General features: G+C 40.6%; 15 protein-coding genes. 1 reads left to right on the plus strand and 14 read right to left on the minus strand.

What is annotated here, in order from left to right:
• Positions 1 to 1,053: 1,053 nt before the first annotated feature.
• From panF to M3182_RS24975, 12 genes are all read right to left on the minus strand, one after another.
• The gene (panF, locus tag M3182_RS24920) at positions 1,054 to 2,514 is read right to left on the minus strand and encodes a sodium/pantothenate symporter (protein ID WP_251560516.1); all 1,461 of its coding nucleotides are present in this window, start codon (positions 2,512 to 2,514) and stop codon (positions 1,054 to 1,056) included.
• A complete protein-coding gene (locus tag M3182_RS24925) occupies positions 2,499 to 2,771 on the minus strand; it encodes a YhdT family protein (RefSeq protein ID WP_251437721.1) in 273 nt (90 codons plus the stop codon). Before M3182_RS24925 ends, panF begins: the two co-directional genes overlap by 16 nt.
• 313 nt (positions 2,772 to 3,084) lie before the next feature.
• Positions 3,085 to 4,755: an SLC13 family permease gene (locus M3182_RS24930; RefSeq protein WP_251560518.1), complete on the minus strand. Its 1,671-nt coding sequence runs from the start codon at positions 4,753 to 4,755 to the stop codon at positions 3,085 to 3,087.
• Between the two features lie 94 nt (positions 4,756 to 4,849).
• Positions 4,850 to 5,548 (minus strand): response regulator, encoded by a 699-nt coding sequence (locus M3182_RS24935; RefSeq protein ID WP_251560520.1) that lies wholly within the window; start codon positions 5,546 to 5,548, stop codon positions 4,850 to 4,852.
• 148 nt (positions 5,549 to 5,696) lie between these two features.
• Entirely contained in the window at positions 5,697 to 7,307 is a 1,611-nt protein-coding gene (locus M3182_RS24940; RefSeq protein ID WP_251560522.1) for an ATP-binding protein, read from the minus strand.
• Between the two features lie 274 nt (positions 7,308 to 7,581).
• Complete coding sequence (locus M3182_RS24945) at positions 7,582 to 7,860, minus strand: hypothetical protein (RefSeq protein WP_251560524.1); 279 nt, start codon at positions 7,858 to 7,860, stop codon at positions 7,582 to 7,584.
• A 545-nt stretch (positions 7,861 to 8,405) separates the two neighbouring features.
• The gene (locus M3182_RS24950; protein WP_251560526.1) at positions 8,406 to 9,170 is read right to left on the minus strand and encodes a transposase; all 765 of its coding nucleotides are present in this window, start codon (positions 9,168 to 9,170) and stop codon (positions 8,406 to 8,408) included.
• A gap of 304 nt (positions 9,171 to 9,474) precedes the next feature.
• Entirely contained in the window at positions 9,475 to 10,827 is a 1,353-nt protein-coding gene (locus tag M3182_RS24955) for a glycosyltransferase family 2 protein (RefSeq protein WP_251560528.1), read from the minus strand.
• 149 nt (positions 10,828 to 10,976) lie between these two features.
• On the minus strand, positions 10,977 to 12,095 hold the full coding sequence (locus M3182_RS24960) for an EexN family lipoprotein (RefSeq protein ID WP_251560530.1): 1,119 nt from the start codon (positions 12,093 to 12,095) through the stop codon (positions 10,977 to 10,979).
• A 72-nt stretch (positions 12,096 to 12,167) separates the two neighbouring features.
• On the minus strand, positions 12,168 to 12,386 hold the full coding sequence (locus M3182_RS24965) for a hypothetical protein (RefSeq protein WP_251560532.1): 219 nt from the start codon (positions 12,384 to 12,386) through the stop codon (positions 12,168 to 12,170).
• A 655-nt stretch (positions 12,387 to 13,041) separates the two neighbouring features.
• Entirely contained in the window at positions 13,042 to 13,545 is a 504-nt protein-coding gene (locus tag M3182_RS24970; protein ID WP_251560534.1) for a hypothetical protein, read from the minus strand.
• Between the two features lie 76 nt (positions 13,546 to 13,621).
• Positions 13,622 to 14,101 carry a hypothetical protein gene (locus tag M3182_RS24975; protein WP_251560536.1) on the minus strand — a complete coding sequence of 160 codons (480 nt, stop codon included), beginning with the start codon at positions 14,099 to 14,101 and terminating at the stop codon, positions 13,622 to 13,624.
• Between the two features lie 317 nt (positions 14,102 to 14,418).
• Between M3182_RS24975 and M3182_RS24980 the strand changes: the two genes are divergently transcribed.
• Entirely contained in the window at positions 14,419 to 15,240 is an 822-nt protein-coding gene (locus M3182_RS24980; RefSeq protein ID WP_251560538.1) for a Cof-type HAD-IIB family hydrolase, read from the plus strand.
• 305 nt (positions 15,241 to 15,545) lie between these two features.
• Here M3182_RS24980 and M3182_RS24985 read toward each other — a convergent pair whose 3' ends face one another.
• Both M3182_RS24985 and M3182_RS24990 read right to left on the minus strand, forming a co-directional pair.
• On the minus strand, positions 15,546 to 16,130 hold the full coding sequence (locus M3182_RS24985) for a 50S ribosomal protein L25 (protein WP_251560541.1): 585 nt from the start codon (positions 16,128 to 16,130) through the stop codon (positions 15,546 to 15,548).
• A gap of 463 nt (positions 16,131 to 16,593) precedes the next feature.
• Positions 16,594 to 17,709, minus strand: a complete 1,116-nt coding sequence (locus M3182_RS24990) for a plasmid pRiA4b ORF-3 family protein (RefSeq protein WP_251560539.1) — start codon at positions 17,707 to 17,709, stop codon at positions 16,594 to 16,596.
• Between the last annotated feature and the right edge of the window lie 405 nt (positions 17,710 to 18,114).

The following is an 18,114-nucleotide window of genomic DNA, read 5'->3' on the forward strand; positions in this document are numbered from 1 at the left end:
TATTAGGCACGCCGCCAGCGTTCGTCCTGAGCCAGGATCAAACTCTCCAATAAAGAGTATGAGTAAGCTCATAAAATAAAACGTTGGCTCATGTTCTTCATAAGAAGACATGATAATATTGTTTGTTAACGCTTGTTTGTTTAGTTTTCAAAGAACATTTTGCTCAGACAAGATTTAATATTAAATGATTAAATCTTGAAAGTCAACTATTTTTTAAAATAATTTATATCGCGTTAGCGACAAAATCTATAATATCATTTCGATATTTAACTGTCAACCATTATTTTTATCTAATTAGAAAAGAATGTTTTTGTCTTTTCAAAGATATTTTTTGGCGACAAGAAGTATCTTAATATATTTTCCAACCAGTGTCAACAGCCTTTTGAAAAAAATGAAGATTGTTTGCTAAAGCAGCCGAAGTCACTAGAACAAATGGTCATTGCACGCTGAATAGGTAGTAAATCCCCCGGCTCTTTTTAACCTGCTAATAAAAGTCCTTAATAGGTGAGAGTTTTGCAAAACAAGCTCCCTCTTTAACCAAGTTTCAACCTATTTGAGGTTTTTCATTCATCATTTCCGTATTTCATTACGACTGAGTGTAAGAGACATAGGTTAATGATCCTTAAAGATTGAAATCCTCTAAAGTGGTTCTAGTTAGCTTTTTTAAAAAATACAATAGGTCCCAGTTGTGTCATATGAAAAAGCCTACTCCCTTCTTGAAAGTCCTCCGGAGCACAGTTGAGGTTGAAGCCGATGATCCTGTTTTATTTTAAATCTGTCCAATCAACAAGAGTAAGAACTTTACATAGGTGTTCCATCCACACGAATGGTCAAGGAAGAGAAACGGAAATGATGGAACCTTAGCGATGAATTCGAAATCCTAATGAAGGAAAAAGGATGGTCACCAATTCAAGTTACTAGAGCTAAATAACTGGTGGCAGGAAGTAAAAATAAAAAATAAGACTTCATATCCAAGAAACTAAGCTTAACTTCTCGTATATGAAGCCTTATTCGTCTGTGGAACACTTATGTGAAACAAGAAAATTCGGGGCGTCACTGTGACTTCGAAGTCGAAGGAAACGTAGACGTTGGTGACAACCGCCGTGTCCCGATACTCACAATGACAAATGCGAGAAGGGAGACAACAACAGGGATTGTGACACTATTCATTCCAAACAGGTTGCCATGGAAGTGATAGATATATATATAAGAAAGTAGTCCTACAATCATGGAGGCAAGAGCTCCGTATTTGTTGGCCCCTTTCCAATAAAGACCTAGTACAACACTCCATAGGAAGGCAGATTCAAGCCCACCGAAGGCAAATAAGTTCAACCAAATTAATAGATCTGGTGGATTTAAGGCAACGAACACCACCGCAACTCCAACTACCGTTGTGACCATAAAGCTCATCTTTTTAATTTCAGCATCTTTTGCACTTGGTTTAATAAAGTTTAAATAAACATCTTTTACAAGCGTGGAACTGACTAAAATTAATAAGGCATTGACCGTGGACATAATTGCGGCCATCGGTGCCGCTAAGACAATACCAGCAAGAACAGGGTGTAATATTTCTAGTGTTAAGATCGGCATCACTTTATCGCCGATTTCAATCCCTGGCATCACGGCGCGTCCGAATACACCAATTAAGTGCATCCCAAACATAATGGTCCCAATCCCAATCGTTCCAATTAGGATGGCACGATGCATTCCTTTTGAATCTTTGTAGCTCATCGCCCGAACCGCGATTTGCGGCAAACCGATGACACCAATTCCGATTAAAATCCAGAATGTGGAGACATAAAGAGGAGAAAGACTTCCATCTGCACCGTTTGGTGAAACAAGATTTGGATTCTCCGCAACCAATTCGGCCATAATGGCAGAAACCCCACCACCTTCCATCACCACTGCCACAAGGAGAATGACCGTTCCAATCATCATCACAGTCCCTTGCAGTGCATCTGTTAAAGCGACAGCCGCAAAGCCACCAATGATAACATAAACAAGCACCGCCACAGCAAAGATGAGCAATGCCCCGCGGTAAGATAAGCCTGTTAATGACTCGATTAAGCGTGCTCCCCCAACCCATTGCGCGGTCATCGACGCGAATAAAAAGATGAAAATGGCAATAGCAGACAGCAGTACGATGGCATTGGATTGATAACGAGCTTTTAAAAAGTCGATTAACGTAATTGCTTCATATTTACGAGCAATAATCGCGAACTTTTTCCCTAAAATCATCAAGACAAAATAACCAGCTGGCAATTGGGCCATTGCAAGGAGAACCCAACCTAAACCTGTTTGGTACGCCACACCCGGTCCACCAATAAAGCTCGACGCACTTCCATATGTCGCCATCATCGTCATGGCAAGTAGGAAGCCACCCATTTCCCGTCCACCAAGGAAGTAGTCCGATAGGAAAGAATCAGATTGTCGAACTCGTGCATTGGCCCAGAGACCAATCATAAAAATAATGACCAAGAATAATGCCAGTGGAATAATTACTTGCCATTGCATGACTCATCCTCCTCCTCTAACGAAACTTCAGTAAAGAAGAATTTTATGACGACAGCAATCAGCACAATCATAAAAATCGTTCCGGCAATGCAGCTATAGAAAAACCAAGCGGGAAAACCCAGGATATAGGTATAGGTTGTCGGGTCTTGTCCACCGAGACCATACGCAAACCCATACCATATAGCAAAATTGACCAGAACAAGAATGACACCAATCATTGCTTCTCGGTGTGCAATTTTAAAGCGTTTATCTTCCATAAGCTCACACCTTTCCATTCCATTTTAAGCGTAAATTTCGGATTGACAAGTATGAAAATTAAATCCAAATGCTGGGGATTTAGGATTAATCAATTTGTCGCTACGAAAACCTAAAATGGTGTTCGGCAGAAAAAGGCCTTCTTTATTCATCATAAAGAAGGCCTTTGATTTGTGGAACATTCCTGTGAAACAAGAAAAACCGGGGCGTCCCTGTGACTTTTTCGGGGTCTTTCGACAAATTCCAGGGCGTCACCGTGAATTTTGCACCCATTTTGGGACAAGGAACCTGTCCCTCTGTCCTATCCCTCTGTCCCTATCTAAAGTCTTCTGGGAAAACGGTGATATCAATATCGAAGACGACTGGGAGTGCGTAGTAAGCAAATAGGACGATCAGGATGGTTGAGAATATGTTTAAGGCAAAACCAGTCCGGACCATTTCGATGATCTTGATTTTTCCTGTCCCGAATATAATTGCATTCGGTGGGGTTCCGACAGGTAGCATGAATGCACAGTTTGCGGCAATGGCACATGAAGCCATGATCGCAAACGGGTGAATATTAAGAGCAATTGCAAGTGAAGCCAAGATTGGCATAATCATTGTTGCGGTTGCTGTATTAGAAGTTATTTCTGTTAACATCATGATTAAGATTGTGGCACCAGCAATAATGAAGAAAATATGAAGTCCATCTAGAACCGTCAACTGCTGCCCTAACCATGCAGACAGACCACTTGATTGGAAACCGGCCGCAATCGCAAGCCCGCCACCAAATAACAATAAAACTCCCCAAGGAATATCTTTAGAGTCTGCCCAATCTAAAATACGCGCACTTACTTTTCCAGGTATTAAGAATAAGAAGATCGTCGCAACCATGGCAATCATTCCGTCAGAGATTCCGGTTAATTCTAGAATCAGCGCGCCTTCCCCACTCCAGAAAAAGTCTTTTGTAATCCACATAAATGCGGCAAAAACAAAGACAACTGCGACAATTCCTTCTTCATAGGAGATCTTCCCAAGCTTTTGGCGCTCTTTTTGAATGAGTTCCTTTCCACCAGGAAGCTGCTTCAAATTTATTTTAAAGGCAATTTTCACTAAATAAAACCAAGTCGAAAAAAGAACGACCAACATAAGTGGAGCAGCGAACATCATCCAGCTTGCAAACGAAACTTCCACACCAAACAACTCTCGAACTTGCCCTGCAAAAATAATCGTCGGCGGCGTTCCAATGAGTGTCGCAAATCCACCAATGGTTCCTGCATAGCCAACCCCAAATAACATCGATTTTTCAAACTTCGTTAAATCCGATTGATGCTCATGTCCTTTTAAAGTGGCTGCCACTTGAGCGGTAATCGCTAACGCCATTGGCACCATCATCATAACAGCTGCCGTATTCGACACCCACATGGACAAAAATCCGGTCGCTAACATAAACCCAAGCATGATTCGTTGTGTACTTGAACCAATCACCGCAATGATGAACAGCGCGATTCTGCGGTGTAAATTCCATTTTTCCATCGCGGTAGCAATAAAAAAGCCACCTAAAAATAAAAAAATAATATCATTTCCGTAAGAAGAGACGACCGCCGAACCTTCCATTGTCCCTGTTAACGGAAATAAGATAATCGGCAAAAGCGATGTGACTGGAATCGGAACCGCCTCGGTAATCCACCACGTAGCAATCCATAACGTAATTGCTAGAACATATTTCCCTTCTAATGATAGATTTTCTGGATGAAAGAATAGAAGAGTGGAAATAAACAATAATGGACCCAATAACAATCCAATTAATTGCGCTCTTGTATAAGAAGGTTTCTCCTTGTTAGGCTTTGTATTTAGTCCTTTTTGAACTTTTTGATCGTACCCCGTCGCCTCTTCTTTTAATGCGGAGCTGCCTTTTTTCGCATAAGCAAAGACATTGAGTGTATCTTTCGTCTTCTTATGCTGTTGCCACATTTTCCCCCAAGCAAGAGAAAGACCTTGTTTCATCGTAACCACCCCTTATAAAAAATTTGTGAATATTTTGTGAAAACGTTTACCTGTAATTTTTCAATATTTGGGCAATTACGTCTAGCTTTTTTAATTAAATGAAACTAGCTTTTAAAAACTGGTTGGATTCTGGCAGAGCTTTATATTTTTGAAAAGGCCTCCCAGAGTTTTGATAAATAAGCTCCGTTTCAATTATCTTTTCCGCTTCAAAAAAACGAATATATTTCCGCAAAGACACATGGGAAATGCAGCATCTTTCCGCCAATTCATTTGCCGTCAGCCAATCATTCGCCTCCATTAAACAACGGATGACCCGAAAAGCCGTTGCTTTCGTGATCCCCTTCGGAAGTGTGTACACTTGGTTTTGACCACCTTTATGTAACAATCGATCCACCTCTTGCTGCGAAAACGTTTGATTGCTATCAATCCTGTTCGCGCGGTACCGGTTTAAAGCCTCCTGAAAGCGTGCAAAAGAAAAAGGTTTAATCAAATAGTCGATGACTCCATAGCGGTGGCCAGTTTGAACGGTATGAGCATCATTGGCAGAAGTTATTAAAATCACATCAATGTTTTTCCCTTCTGCCCGGATTTGTTTTAGCAACTCAAGCCCATTCCTGTTCCCTATATAAACATCAAGCAAAAGCAAATCAGGCTGATTCTGATAAATTTGTTTTAACCCTTCCTCAACGGTATGAGCCTCACAGATGAGTTCGAAACCCTCCACTTTACTCAAAAACAACCGGTGAAACTTGCTCACAACCAAGTCATCCTCCACCATCGCAACCTTAATCATGACCTTCCTCCTTTCTTTGGGACGGAGGGACAGGTCCCTTGTCCCACCGCTCTGTAGCAACCTTATTCAGCAGTACCGGAAACCGTCTCCCCTTATCCACCGATAGCAGCCTCCACTGAACAGGTCCCTCTCCCGCCAGTAGGCAACCTTATCCCTGTTGTTTACTTCCTTCACTATAAGGAATGTGCACCGTAATAACCGTCCCTTTCTCTTGTTCTGATAAGATATCTAAAGTACCGTTAAAAGGAGCAAGTTTCCTTTTTATATTGGCTAAACCATAGCCGCGATCCCCCTCTTTTGTACTCTTCAACGTTTCCGCTTGTTCTGCTAACGAAAATCCAATGCCGTTATCTTCTATTACATAGCGAAGCACACCCCCGACTTGTTTTAAGGTGAGGGTTAGCTTTTTATCTTCCTTATCCTGCATGGCTTCCCACGCATTTTCAAACGTGTTCCCAATCACGGTGACCCAGACGTCGATCAACTCGCCCTTCATACTAGGCCAAGGAATTCCGCTTTGCAGATGGACGCTAACTCCCATCTGTTCCATCCAACGAATTTTTTTCGTTAAATAGTGAGCGATACTCACATCTTCCACAAGATTTTCGACTTCACTTGTCGCGCTCGCTGTTTTTACGTGGTAACGATCGGAAAGGTCTTCAATGTATTCTTTTAATTCTTGATACGAATCTGTTTCCACCATCGCTTGAATGATATGGAGCTTATTCATAAATTCATGCGTTTCGCTTCTTAAGCTACGGGCATAAACTTCTGCCCCTACGAGATGCCGCATCATATCATCTAAATGACTGCGTTCTTTAAAAGTCGCCAACGCTCCGACGCACTGATTCTGGACATACATCGGAACACAAGTGACGACCGTTTCGACATCCCCTTTTTTTATTAATTCATTATAATAAGCAGATGTTTCCGACAAAGCTTGATCTAGTTTTAATTCTGGCCAAATCAAATGAATCGGTGTGCGTTCGAAATCGCCTTGGTACCCGGTTCGTCTTAGAAACTGTTTCGCTGTTTCATTGACTAAAAGAACCTCACCGGCTTGATTGATGGCTAAAATTCCGTCATCCACCGCTTCAAGCATCGAATCCCGTTCTTGCATCGCCAAAGCAATTTCTTTCGGCTCCATTCCATTTAAGGTTTTCTTTAATCGATTGGCTAACAACCACGCACCGAACAGGCCAATCATTAAACTGATCGCCGTGACTAAAATCAAAATCCCTTGATTGGTGAAAACCGCGTTCGCAATCGCGTCTGTTGAAATTCCAACCGAAACAGCCCCAATTTGTTTGCCCTGATCATCATAAACCGGATGAAATGCACGCATCGAACGACCTAATGTGCCGACATTTTCCGAGACATAGCTTTCCCCGGTAAAAACCCGTTCAGCATCTGTCCCAACAAAAGTTTGACCAATTTGCTTACGAACAGGGTGAGTATACCGGATTTTCTGATTGTCCATCACCACAATATAGAGAAGATCATTCTCCGTCCGAATCCGCTCTACCACATGAATTAACGTTTGATTCGACTCTCCAGCCATCAGCGAATCCCGAACCAGCTCGTTATAAGCCATATGACTCGCACTGGTCCGAACCTTTTCAGTCAAATAATCTTTTGTTTGATCCGACTGGTGATAAGCCATAAACAAACTCAAAATCATCAGCGACACCAAGACAACCAAACTCGAAAAGACCATCACTTGACCTTTTAAAGAAAACTTCTCCCATAAACGCTTCATTTGAATGTACCCCTTTTTTGGTGGGACGTGGGACAGAGGGACAGGTCCCTTGTCCCACTCAGATGTCCCTCGTCCCACTCAAATCTCTAAGACACAAACAAGCCTACTCAATGGAATAGGACAAAGTAGGTGCCTATTTGTATCAGAATAAAACAAAAAGGCCCCTTATCTAAATGAGGTTGACCTTCACTCAGTACTATATAGAACATTGCCTTGCCTTGTAGGTCAAAACGGAGAGAGTGACAAGTTCAATTACAACTCCCCACTCTGAAGATCAATAACAACCAAACCTATCAAGGCTAAACATTAAATTCCTTAAATCTTTTAAAATATAATTCGACATAAAATCACAAAATCCTTCAAAAACCAAAAATCCGTTTAGGAAAAGGCCGCTATTAAAAAGAAGAAGGCGTGGAACATCCCCTGTGAAACAAGAAAAACCGGAAGATTTCGGGGTGTCCCTGTGACTTTTTTGTAACAAACCATAAGCGGCCACAAGCGCCACGACGACTATCGCTTCCGAAGAATTCAACTCCTTTAGCGAAACGTCCATTTCGTTTCTCCCTAATCATCCAGTATGTATACGAGAATGAACTATCAAAAAGGGAAGCACCAAGCTCCCCTTTTTAATTCGAGCGTCATCATTGATCGCAAGTAATCAAGTAATCAAGAAATCCCAAAAGAACTTTACGAGTAAAAGTCACTCGGCAAACACCTGTCCCCGGCAATTTCAATTCCACTTTCTCGGCCGCGGCGACAACTATTCCCAGCTCTACTTGAAAAATGAGCAACCACTGCTAAACCGCAGGTCCGATAGAAATCTACCTTTCCACACTCACAATAACTTCCCCAACACCTTCATTCCTCTGTTAATCAAACGTACGGTTAAACTAGTCTTGATTTCACAACGGTTTCAGACGGTTTACACAGAACCAAAGTGAAAGGATGCATAGCACCTACCCAAATTCCCAATTTTTACGATAACAACCTCAATCTTCTTTACAGGAAAATCCCCTAGTAGCTCCAGATCCCAAATAACATCTAAAGCAAACAAACCATTCCTTCAGGCCGGGACACGGTGCCTGTCCCTCTGTCCCTTCAACGAGCCCGGTCAATGACACTTTTTGATATTCCTGTGATTCTTGAGATTTGTCTGACTGAAGTCCCTCTTAGTTTTTTAAGACGAACTAAAATCAAATCCCTTTCCACTTTCGTCATTTGCTGTAGATCACTACTGTTGTGAACGCCAAGCGAATGAAGGTATTCATTAACTTGACTATCCTGCAATCGAATTTGTGTCTGATTGTCTAGGCATTGGTCTTCATTGGCTTGCTGCATGTAAGCAATGAACATTTGAATCGCTTTCCTTCTGTCGGCTGAAAATAAATCAAGTGCCTTGTCTATATCTACTAAGTCCGCTTTGTTATTGACATAGTCGTAGATACTTGTCCACTTGCTTTCAAAGACGTTGCTCACAAGGCCAGCCTTCAATGGATTTTGATGGATGTATCTTAGTACCGTTAAAAAATACCGGATGGTCTCGACATTTTCACTTTTAAACCGATCCTGAAACAAATGACCACACCGTTCATATTTCAAGTTATACCAATAAACATAACTAGAGCTTATCCTCTTTATCACTTCTGAAATTCGTTCCTCTGATTCTTCTAATAAAAGATGGACATGATTATCCATCAAACAGTAGGCATACAGTTTAAAATGACTAATCTGCTTGTATTTTTCAATGGTCTCTAAAAACCTCCTTTTATCCATATCATCCTCAAAGATGATTTGCTTATTGATTCCACGTAACATGATATGATAGATACCACTATCACTCTTTCTCCTCGATTCTCTCGGCAAATGAAATCACCTCAACGTGCTTAATTATTTCTTTTGGATTGTTGTTATACGTGGGGTACTGCTTGGTAAGAAATTGATGAAGATTCTTGTACTTACACTAGGGATGAATCTCTTGGGGCAACTAAAAAAAGAGGCAGATTGAAAAGCTAAAAAGGGAAAAGGTAGATTCACTATTCCATTTCCCTAAAAACCAGAAAACTCCTGCAAGGAGATTGATTATTTTTTTGGGACAAGGGGTCAGGTCCCTTGTCCCACTTGAACTTGTCCGATATATGGCTGGGACACGGTGCCTGTCCCTCCGTCCCTACTTCCACTTCCGCTGAAACCGGAATGTTTCCTGAATATAGCCATAAACAGATACGGGCGACATGATCATTTGATAGCCGAGAATAAAAAAGATTAAACCGAGTTTGTTTCTACGAATGCGGAGATTTAGCGGTTTAAAAACGTATTTTCGCTGATAAATATAAAGGATGCTATAGCTCAAGATGGTTAGTGGCAACACTAATAATGTCATCGGACCGACAATCCAGAAATAGCCGAAGAATGCTAAAATCAGTCCTGGAATCCAAAAGAAGGTATACGCAAAGTCTAAGTACGGCATCGCCATATTCACGCCGGTTAAGTATTTCACGTAAATTTGCGGTTGCTTCCATGGCTTAATCTCGTTTAAGCCTTCGATCATCCCCCTTGCCCATCTTGCTCTTTGCCGAACAAAATGCCGCAACGAGGTCGGCACTTCTGTAAAGGACACAGCAAGTGGTTCGAAGTAGACTTTCCAATTCTTCTGAAGCAAGCGCCAAGTTAACACAATATCCTCGCCAATCGCATCCGGCCAGCCACCCACTGCTTTTAAACGATCGGTTTTATACAGACTGTACGCACCTTGGGCCACTAACGTTCCTTGGTACAAACCTTGCAGCCGTTTGATTGAAGCAATTCCGAGAAAGTAATCCCATTCTTGAAGCTTCGTCCAAAGATTCTCCCGGCCATTTTTCACTAAAACAGATCCCGCTACAGCAGCCACTTCTTCCGGACTCGACTTCATGCGGGCAACAAGATATCGAACGGATGAAGGATGAAGCAAAGTATCAGCATCTAACGTGATCACATATGGAGTTGTTACGGTTGTTAACCCTAAGTTTAACGCGTTGAATTTCCCCGGATTTTCCTCATGCAACAACTCAATGGTTATAGAGAAATCTTTCATCGCTCTCTCCACTTCAGCTGCTGTCTGATCCACTGAGCCATTATTTATCACAATCGCTTTGATTTTACCGTAATAATCTTGTCTATCCAGATATCTCAACGTCTGATAAATTTTATCCTCCTCATTGTATGCGGCAATGAGTACCGTCACCTCATCAGTAGGATGCTCATTTTTAAAAGCAGGCTGTTTATCTAAAAGTAAACTTAATAGTAGAAAAGCATTCAGATACCCTGGTACATAAGCAAGTCCTCCGATAATTAAGAAAGCCAACGGGAATGAAACAATCTCTGCTAAACTCGTTAACCAAGGAAGGGAAATATAGAAAGAAAAGCACAACCATAAAAACGCAAACAAATGACTCAACCAAAACTTTGCAAGAACTGGGACATACCGTTTTTTCTTTTCAATCGGAAGTGGTGCATTAGGTGGGGGGATTACTGGTCTCATCGTGCATCCTGCTCTCTGTAATAATGCTTGTAATACAAATAAAGTACTATATGTTCACCTATTTGAATAGAAGCATATTTTCCCAAAAAACCTTCCATGAAAGGCTTTTCCTGTATAAAAATGAGACAAGGCTCTGCACCTTGTCCCATCTATTCACCAACTTCTTTATTCTCTTCAGCAGCTGTGTCTTCCAATAGCTGTCTTGCGTCCTCTAGAGTGTTGAGTTCATTTAACTGAACACCAATCCGCAAGTCCCCATTGCGATGCTTTTCTTTCTCATTAAACCGTACTTCCACATAAGCAATGTTCAGGTCCGTTGATTTTAACAACTCAATCGCTTTGTAAAAATTGCTGACTTCTGTTTCCCTTACACCATCCGTTAGAGCCGCTTTGTAGATTAAGGCGTACATGTATTCATGACAAGTGTTTAAATCGATTGCCTCTAAATCGAGAATGTTCTCCCCGTTCGCATCTAAATAGTTCTGGCATCTTAGTTTTACATAACTTAATTCACGCTCGGTATCAAAGCCTAATGCCGCTAATTCCGGTTCAATGTTCTCAATAATGGGTTGATCCTTTTGATAAAAGTGACGAACGACCGCTTCCTCCCCGCCACTAACCATAAATGACTCTTCAAACTGTTCATATTCCACTTTTCCACTGATTCCTAAGGGCACTCGATCCTGCTGCAAATCAATTCGGTCATAATAATCGACAGTATTCATAATACTGAAATCATCTGTGTCAGCGATTTCTACCCCTGAAACCACAAAGGAATCCGAATACGCATCCACGATACCCGAATAGACATCATATAAATCCGTTAAGTTTTCCTCACTCAATCCCAATGCACCATCTTTTAATAAAACAACAGAGATCACCGGTTTTTCGTTGTTTTCATTATTTAAACTAGGGGAAAGAAAAGAATGAATCCCTTTCTCAATCCCCTTTTGATAGATATCGGAATCAGGATAGTCTTTTAGTTGATGATGTATTTGTAGCAAATCTTCGTAATTATCCCCCGTAATTTTATTAAAAAAGAGCCCCTCTGTGTAAACCTTAAAAATCATACTAGGATCATTGAGGTCTCGAACTTCATAAGCACTTTTCCCCATATTCCCGGTATCAATAACAGGTTCAGCGATGATTTCTGCTTGTATTCCATACTCATCCGCAAGATACCGCTGAACAGACGCTGGGTTATCGGAACAAGCGGACAATACAAAACCTAACCCGATTAAAATGCTCACTAAAAATTTTCTCTTCACCAATTGTTCCCCTTTCTTGTTAAAAGGATGAACTGCCATCCAAATGATTGCAGCGATGCCCATCCCTCTACTCTACCAATCTTTTCTGATATGAGTCAGTTCACTCCATAACGCCTGAAGTCCATGTTGCTTCATAAAACCATCAAAGCGCAGACAAGTTTCTTCTTTAAGTTCCTTCTGATCCAACCAAACTGTATCGCATTCATCACATATATAGATGGTACGATTGAGCTTTTTCACCTCTGCTTGGCAAACCAGCCCTTGCCCATCACAAAAAGGACATTCAGTCACGATTCTAAACCTCCTCTTGCTTCTTCCAGCAGCTACCTATTCAAAATCTCTTCCAACCCCCAACCCATTTTTCAATCCGATTCATTCATCAAATTTCCAACCATAAATGATGCCTGGTCATTCACATTCTTGCATCTTATCCGAATTTTTCAAAGTATACTTTTTTAATGTTGACAAACCAATAGTATTTGACAGTGGTCACCTAAAATAGTCCAGAGAACAAGTGGGTCCAAAAACAAGTAAGTAACTTTACATCAGTTGCACAGTTATTAGCCTACCAAACCTTGCAAAAGTTTTCCTACTAAATAATTTTACTTTGATTTTAATAGGTTTATAGCAGTTTCACAGTAAATGACAGTACCGCTAAGTTCCTAACCCCTTTTCTACTATTACATCCTTCATTGGTTATTCTGATTTTAATAAACGGACGTAGGGTACGCAGTAGATGTATGGTTGTTAGGTAATAGTACCAATACTACTCACCTAAATATACGGTGGAGGCCTTCATGCTTCACTGTGAAAATGTGATTTTTACCTGTTCTGTTGTATCCTCTTTTTATAAAAACTCAAAAAAAAAAACACAAGAGAGCAAATTCTCCTGTGGAAATAGAAAAATCGGGGCGTGACTAGCACGCTCCCGATTCAAAAATGTAAATTACTTTGATACTGTCTCAGTTCCAGTAAATTGATCTTCAGTATTTAATTGAGCATTTATTGCATCAATCGCTGCATCCTCAACAGAACTTTGAATTGAAGTGACTTTTGCATCTACAGCGTTTGTAATCTTAGTCTCCCCAGATTCTACTGCACTTTGTGCAACCTCTTCAATATCACTTTTTAAGTTATTATAGTGTGTTTCTACATCCCCATTACCTCGTCTCATTTCGGAAGTAGCATGTCCAACTAATTCATTTTTAACAGTCAGCGCAGCATTATCAACATCATTTTTAATTTTCTCCTCATAAGTACTTCCATCTTTTTTATTAGTAACATATTTTGCAGTTTCAGTAGCAGCCTTATCCGTTGTCCCGCTTAATATATTCTCAAGTTGTTGAATAAACCCAAAACTACTAGCCCCAACTAATCCGCCACTTACCAATCCAATGGACAATGCTCCGATAACTACCTTCTTCTTAGTTCCTTTAAGCATGTTTTTCATCCTTCTTCTCCTCCTTGGCTTCTTAGCCTGTGTAATTTTTTATAGGAAGCATAATGAATTATGCTTACACACAAAGTCATTGTTTCTCTGCCAAGATCCGATTCACTTCTTCGTCGATTGCCTGTTTTCCACTTTCAATCGCTGTATTGGCAGTGCTTTGGATACGATTCTTCCCCGAATGGTTGCCGATGTCTGCTCTTACTTGTTCAACTTTCATCTCTTTGTATTCATTCAATTCGCGATCAATTCGTTCTTTTTCGCTTTCCCCAAAAGACTGAAGTCCATCTCTAGCTTCGGATAGTAATTTCTCTGTGGAAACACGGATCGCATTTTTCATTTCCTCTGTTTTCTCCGTTGCATATTTTTCTATATCAGGAATAAGACCATTTACGATACTAGTCATAAACTCATTCATTTTTTCTGAGACTGTTGAAGTTTCACTTGCAGCAGAAACTCCAGTACCAATGGTTAAGGATAAGACCATTAAAGAAACAACAGTGATTCTTTTAATTTTTGTGCGTCGTATTTTCTTACCTTTTGCTTTTAAACTTTTCATCCCACCCACCCTTTTCTCGTTTCATGAATAGATAAGCTATACTGATATGATTAATCCAGCCTTTCAGTAAACCAGGAAGATGATGTTCACTATTAAGAACACCTTGCATTTCTTATTATAGAACATCGTCTAGACTATATAAAGAACGTTTTGTTTTATAAAATGAACAAATTGTGACATTTTATCATTTTAACAAGATAACTTTTACCCCTTACAAAAGCGAACCTGCGATCATTACTCTGTAATCCAAGGCGTGACAGGTTCGGAGCTCAATAGTAAAATGAAACCAAACCTACAACTTAGAAGGAGCTAATCTCATGACCTTTAAAATGATTGTACTAGATTTAGATGATACATTATTACGCGATGACCAAACCATCTCCGATCGCACGAAAGAAGCCTTGATGAAGGCACAAGAACAAGGGGTAAAAGTTGTCCTTGCCTCTGGTCGACCGACATATGGAATGTTGCCAATTGCAGATGAACTATCTTTAGCTAAATACGGAAGCTTCATTCTCTCTTTTAACGGTGGGAAAATCATAAACTATGAAAATAAAGAAGAATTGTTTAGCAGCACCTTGCCTTTAACAGCCGTCAAAAAGCTGTATGAGTTAAGCCAGCGTGAAGGTGTGGACATCCATACGTACGTGGGGGACGAAATTATTACCGAATCCGATAACCCGTATACAAAAATCGAGTCCGAGTTAACTAGATTGCCAATTAACCTAGCAACTAGTTTTGTAGACGCGGTTCAAGAAGAAGTCGTGAAAGTGTTAATGGTTGGGGACCCTGATCAACTCAAAGTCGTCGAGGAAAAGCTCCAAAACGAATTAGGCGAAGAGTTTAGCATCATGCGCTCCAAACCTTTCTTCCTAGAATTCACGGAAAAAGGCGTCACAAAAGGCACAAGTTTAAACCAATTGATCCAGCAATGCGGAATTAAACGGGAAGAAGTCATTGCCATGGGCGATAGCTACAACGACCAAGAAATGATAGAGTTCGCAGGACTTGGCGTCGCAATGGGGAACGCACCAGACGATATTAAAGCGATCGCGAACCATGTCACCGATACAAACATGAATGACGGTGTCGCCAAGGTTGTCGAGGAATTTGTGTTGAGAGAGTTAGTGAAAGCTTAAAAGCTAGCACGCCCAGTTAGCTTCCTACTGAAAAGGAAAGCCAGGGACACCCTAATGAATTGATTTAGTTGATTAAAAAGACCTGAATTCTAACGCAAAGAATTCAGGTCTTTTTTTACGCGGAGGGATCCACTTAAAGAATATTCACGACGCTCCCAAAATGCTACTCCTACTTTCTTGATCCTAATCAAGAACGATCCATTTAACAAACAGCACAACAGAAAAAGGCCTCCCTTATAAAAAAGGAGACCTTCATAATATCGGATAAAATAGATGAAATAAGTAGATTAAGAAAGGATCAGGTCCTAAACTTGTACCTCACTAATCTCTTCTTCTTCGTTTGTTTGTGTTTTCACATAATCGACCATGACAATCGCTTCTTCATCCTCATGGTTGAACGTACAGTTCTGATACTCTTTTTTAATATCGGCTACTCGAACGGATTGGCCAATTTCAAAATTCGTGATGTCAATTTCAAAGACATCAGGGATTTCACTTGCTTTTGCGGTGATATCCAATTCATGAAGAAATTGTTTCACCGTTCCTCCAGCTTTCTCGCCATTTGAGACTCCCTTTAAAATCACACTCACTTTTGTATCAAGTTCAGTGTGCTTGTCCACTTGAAGAAAGTCGACATGAAGGATCTGTTTATAGATCGGCTCCCTTTGGAAATCTCTTACAATCACGTTTTTAGATTGACCATCCAGAGTAAGAGAGAAAATTCCATTTCTACCTACGTCCTTGATCACTTTTTGCAAATCAGAATTTTTGACTGAAATGGATTTCGTCTTCAATCCTCTTCCATAGACAATGGCAGGGATTCCTCCACCATTTCTCAATTCCTTCAATGCAGCTTTGGTCAATCCTTTTCTTTCTTCAGCTTTTAACATAGCCACTTTCCTCCACCTTCCTGTTGATAAAATCCAAGACCTTATTCTCTAGAAAAAGTTTTAGAAATAATTAAATTACTCTAAAATTCAATTATAGCAACCTTTTATTTTATTACAACTTTTCCGATCGGGTGGGACAGAGGGACAGGCACCATGTCCCACAACTCCTACAGTTAAGCAATCCTTATCAAAGGTTATCCTTCTGAACACATCCTTAGAAGAGGATCTTCGTTTAGCTGAGAATAAGGCATATAGAAGTATTAGCAGTTCAAATTAAAGTGGATAAAGTTGACCAGAACGACCAATGCCCATGCATTAGCAAAAAAGGATACAAAAAAGGTAAAGTCCTTTTTATCCCAATTCAGGAAGTAGACAAAGTAAATCTAGTATCTCGATGACCACTTTAGATATAACAACTCAAACAATGGGAGTGGGACAAGGGACCTGTCCCTCCGTCCCATGACTATTCCTGCTTCAAGTTACGATTAATCTGCTCCAAATCAAACTCCTGATACCCCTGTGACCTTCCCCAACGGAGCATATGCTCAAAATCAGGATGATCGGGATTACTTAGAATGCTCAGAAACTTCTCATATCCATAACTTCCACCGACATCTTCCGGCGGCGTATTCCCCTCTCCTGCTAGACAAACGGGACATGGAGCAACATATTCTTCAACGATTTTCTCGACCTCTATCTGATGTTCCCAGTCATCCCCAAGGTCATACGTATAGGTCAGCTTCTGATGTGCAGGCAGATACTCTGATAACAGTACCCCTGTTTCAAGTTTCATTTCATATCCTCTTGGATAATCGAACGCCTCGTTTGTACAAACAAGCGTCAACATAGGGCTTGGTCTTAAACCGAAATCAGAACCTGGATCAGTGCTTTGTTTTTCATCCTCATAAAAACGAAATTCATGAAGATGAGAATCACTCCAACCAAAGCTTGTTTGAAGAATCTCATGCAGTTGAGGAAATGTCCGGTTCAACGGAACAACAAGACGGCGCCAAACGGACTGATTCTCAAGCTTTAGTGTAACCTTCAGTTGCACCGCTTTTGAGCCAAAGATTGGCTGTCCTGCAAACTCCTCAAGATACTTGTACATTTCTTCATATGGGTGAACATAACTTTTCCCCTCGCCCACCAATAATCTACTAACCTTATTGCTGAGCTTATTATTAAAAATAGTCTCTGGTTCGATATACTCTGAAAAGAAATGCACAGATTCACATACCCTATTCATTCGAGCAACGTGTTTACGGTCCTTTGTTTTCGTAAAAGTAAACCCTCCAGAATGCATCAGGTACTTCTCAATCACTTCCTCTTTGATTCCTTCTAGCAGAAGAGACTCCCGAATCCCTTGAACGATCAGTTCGTCGATTTTGTTAAAATCCTTTCCCTTCAGGCCATATAAAACAACCACATACCGCGTTGCATCGTTCACCAACACAAGCGTCTTCCGCCGGTTAATCACCAACAAATTCGCATGCCAAGAAAACAGAGGATCCCCCTCTACTCCAGAACCTGGTTTCACTCCTAGTTGATCCAGTAACTTTTTCGTACATTGAATAAGCATGATTCATATCTCCTCATATAAACTCAGGTTTTAGCTAGTAAGATTATAGCCAAACCTAGCAAAGCACAAAACCTTTCTAGTAATCTCAAAAGCATAATGCTAAAAACGCACCAGCACTCACCCAAGAATCGATTTGTCTTAAGAGTGTAACACACTTTCATCAACCTACCATTCAACAGGTAAAAAAGCACCATTCCTATAACCAAAATCTTAGCTCAACAAATCCAGTTCAGAACACCTTGTAAACAACCGGGCGTATCGAGCTTATTCGACAAAAACCGGGGCGTCCCTAGTGTAGGAAATAGAGGAGGAAAATAAAAAAGCCACCGTTTTCATAGTAAAATAGAAGTACCTATCACAGAACTTCCAATTACATTCTCAAACCAGGAGATGAAAACGATGGAT

Source organism: Mesobacillus maritimus, assembly GCF_023715205.1.
GTDB lineage: Bacteria > Bacillota > Bacilli > Bacillales > Cytobacillaceae > Mesobacillus_B > Mesobacillus_B maritimus_C.

Bases quoted from the DNA above. Each gene is read 5' to 3' on its own strand.
- panF (WP_251560516.1), bottom strand. From the start codon at position 2,514: ATGCAATGGCAAGTAATTATTCCACTGGCATTATTCTTGGTCATTATT.
- M3182_RS24925 (WP_251437721.1), bottom strand. From the start codon at position 2,771: ATGGAAGATAAACGCTTTAAAATTGCACACCGAGAAGCAATGATTGGT.
- M3182_RS24930 (WP_251560518.1), bottom strand. From the start codon at position 4,755: ATGAAACAAGGTCTTTCTCTTGCTTGGGGGAAAATGTGGCAACAGCAT.
- M3182_RS24935 (WP_251560520.1), bottom strand. From the start codon at position 5,548: ATGATTAAGGTTGCGATGGTGGAGGATGACTTGGTTGTGAGCAAGTTT.
- M3182_RS24940 (WP_251560522.1), bottom strand. From the start codon at position 7,307: ATGAAGCGTTTATGGGAGAAGTTTTCTTTAAAAGGTCAAGTGATGGTC.
- M3182_RS24945 (WP_251560524.1), bottom strand. From the start codon at position 7,860: ATGGACGTTTCGCTAAAGGAGTTGAATTCTTCGGAAGCGATAGTCGTC.
- M3182_RS24955 (WP_251560528.1), bottom strand. From the start codon at position 10,827: ATGAGACCAGTAATCCCCCCACCTAATGCACCACTTCCGATTGAAAAG.
- M3182_RS24970 (WP_251560534.1), bottom strand. From the start codon at position 13,545: ATGAAAAACATGCTTAAAGGAACTAAGAAGAAGGTAGTTATCGGAGCA.
- M3182_RS24975 (WP_251560536.1), bottom strand. From the start codon at position 14,101: ATGAAAAGTTTAAAAGCAAAAGGTAAGAAAATACGACGCACAAAAATT.
- M3182_RS24980 (WP_251560538.1), top strand. From the start codon at position 14,419: ATGACCTTTAAAATGATTGTACTAGATTTAGATGATACATTATTACGC.
- M3182_RS24985 (WP_251560541.1), bottom strand. From the start codon at position 16,130: ATGTTAAAAGCTGAAGAAAGAAAAGGATTGACCAAAGCTGCATTGAAG.
- M3182_RS24990 (WP_251560539.1), bottom strand. From the start codon at position 17,709: ATGCTTATTCAATGTACGAAAAAGTTACTGGATCAACTAGGAGTGAAA.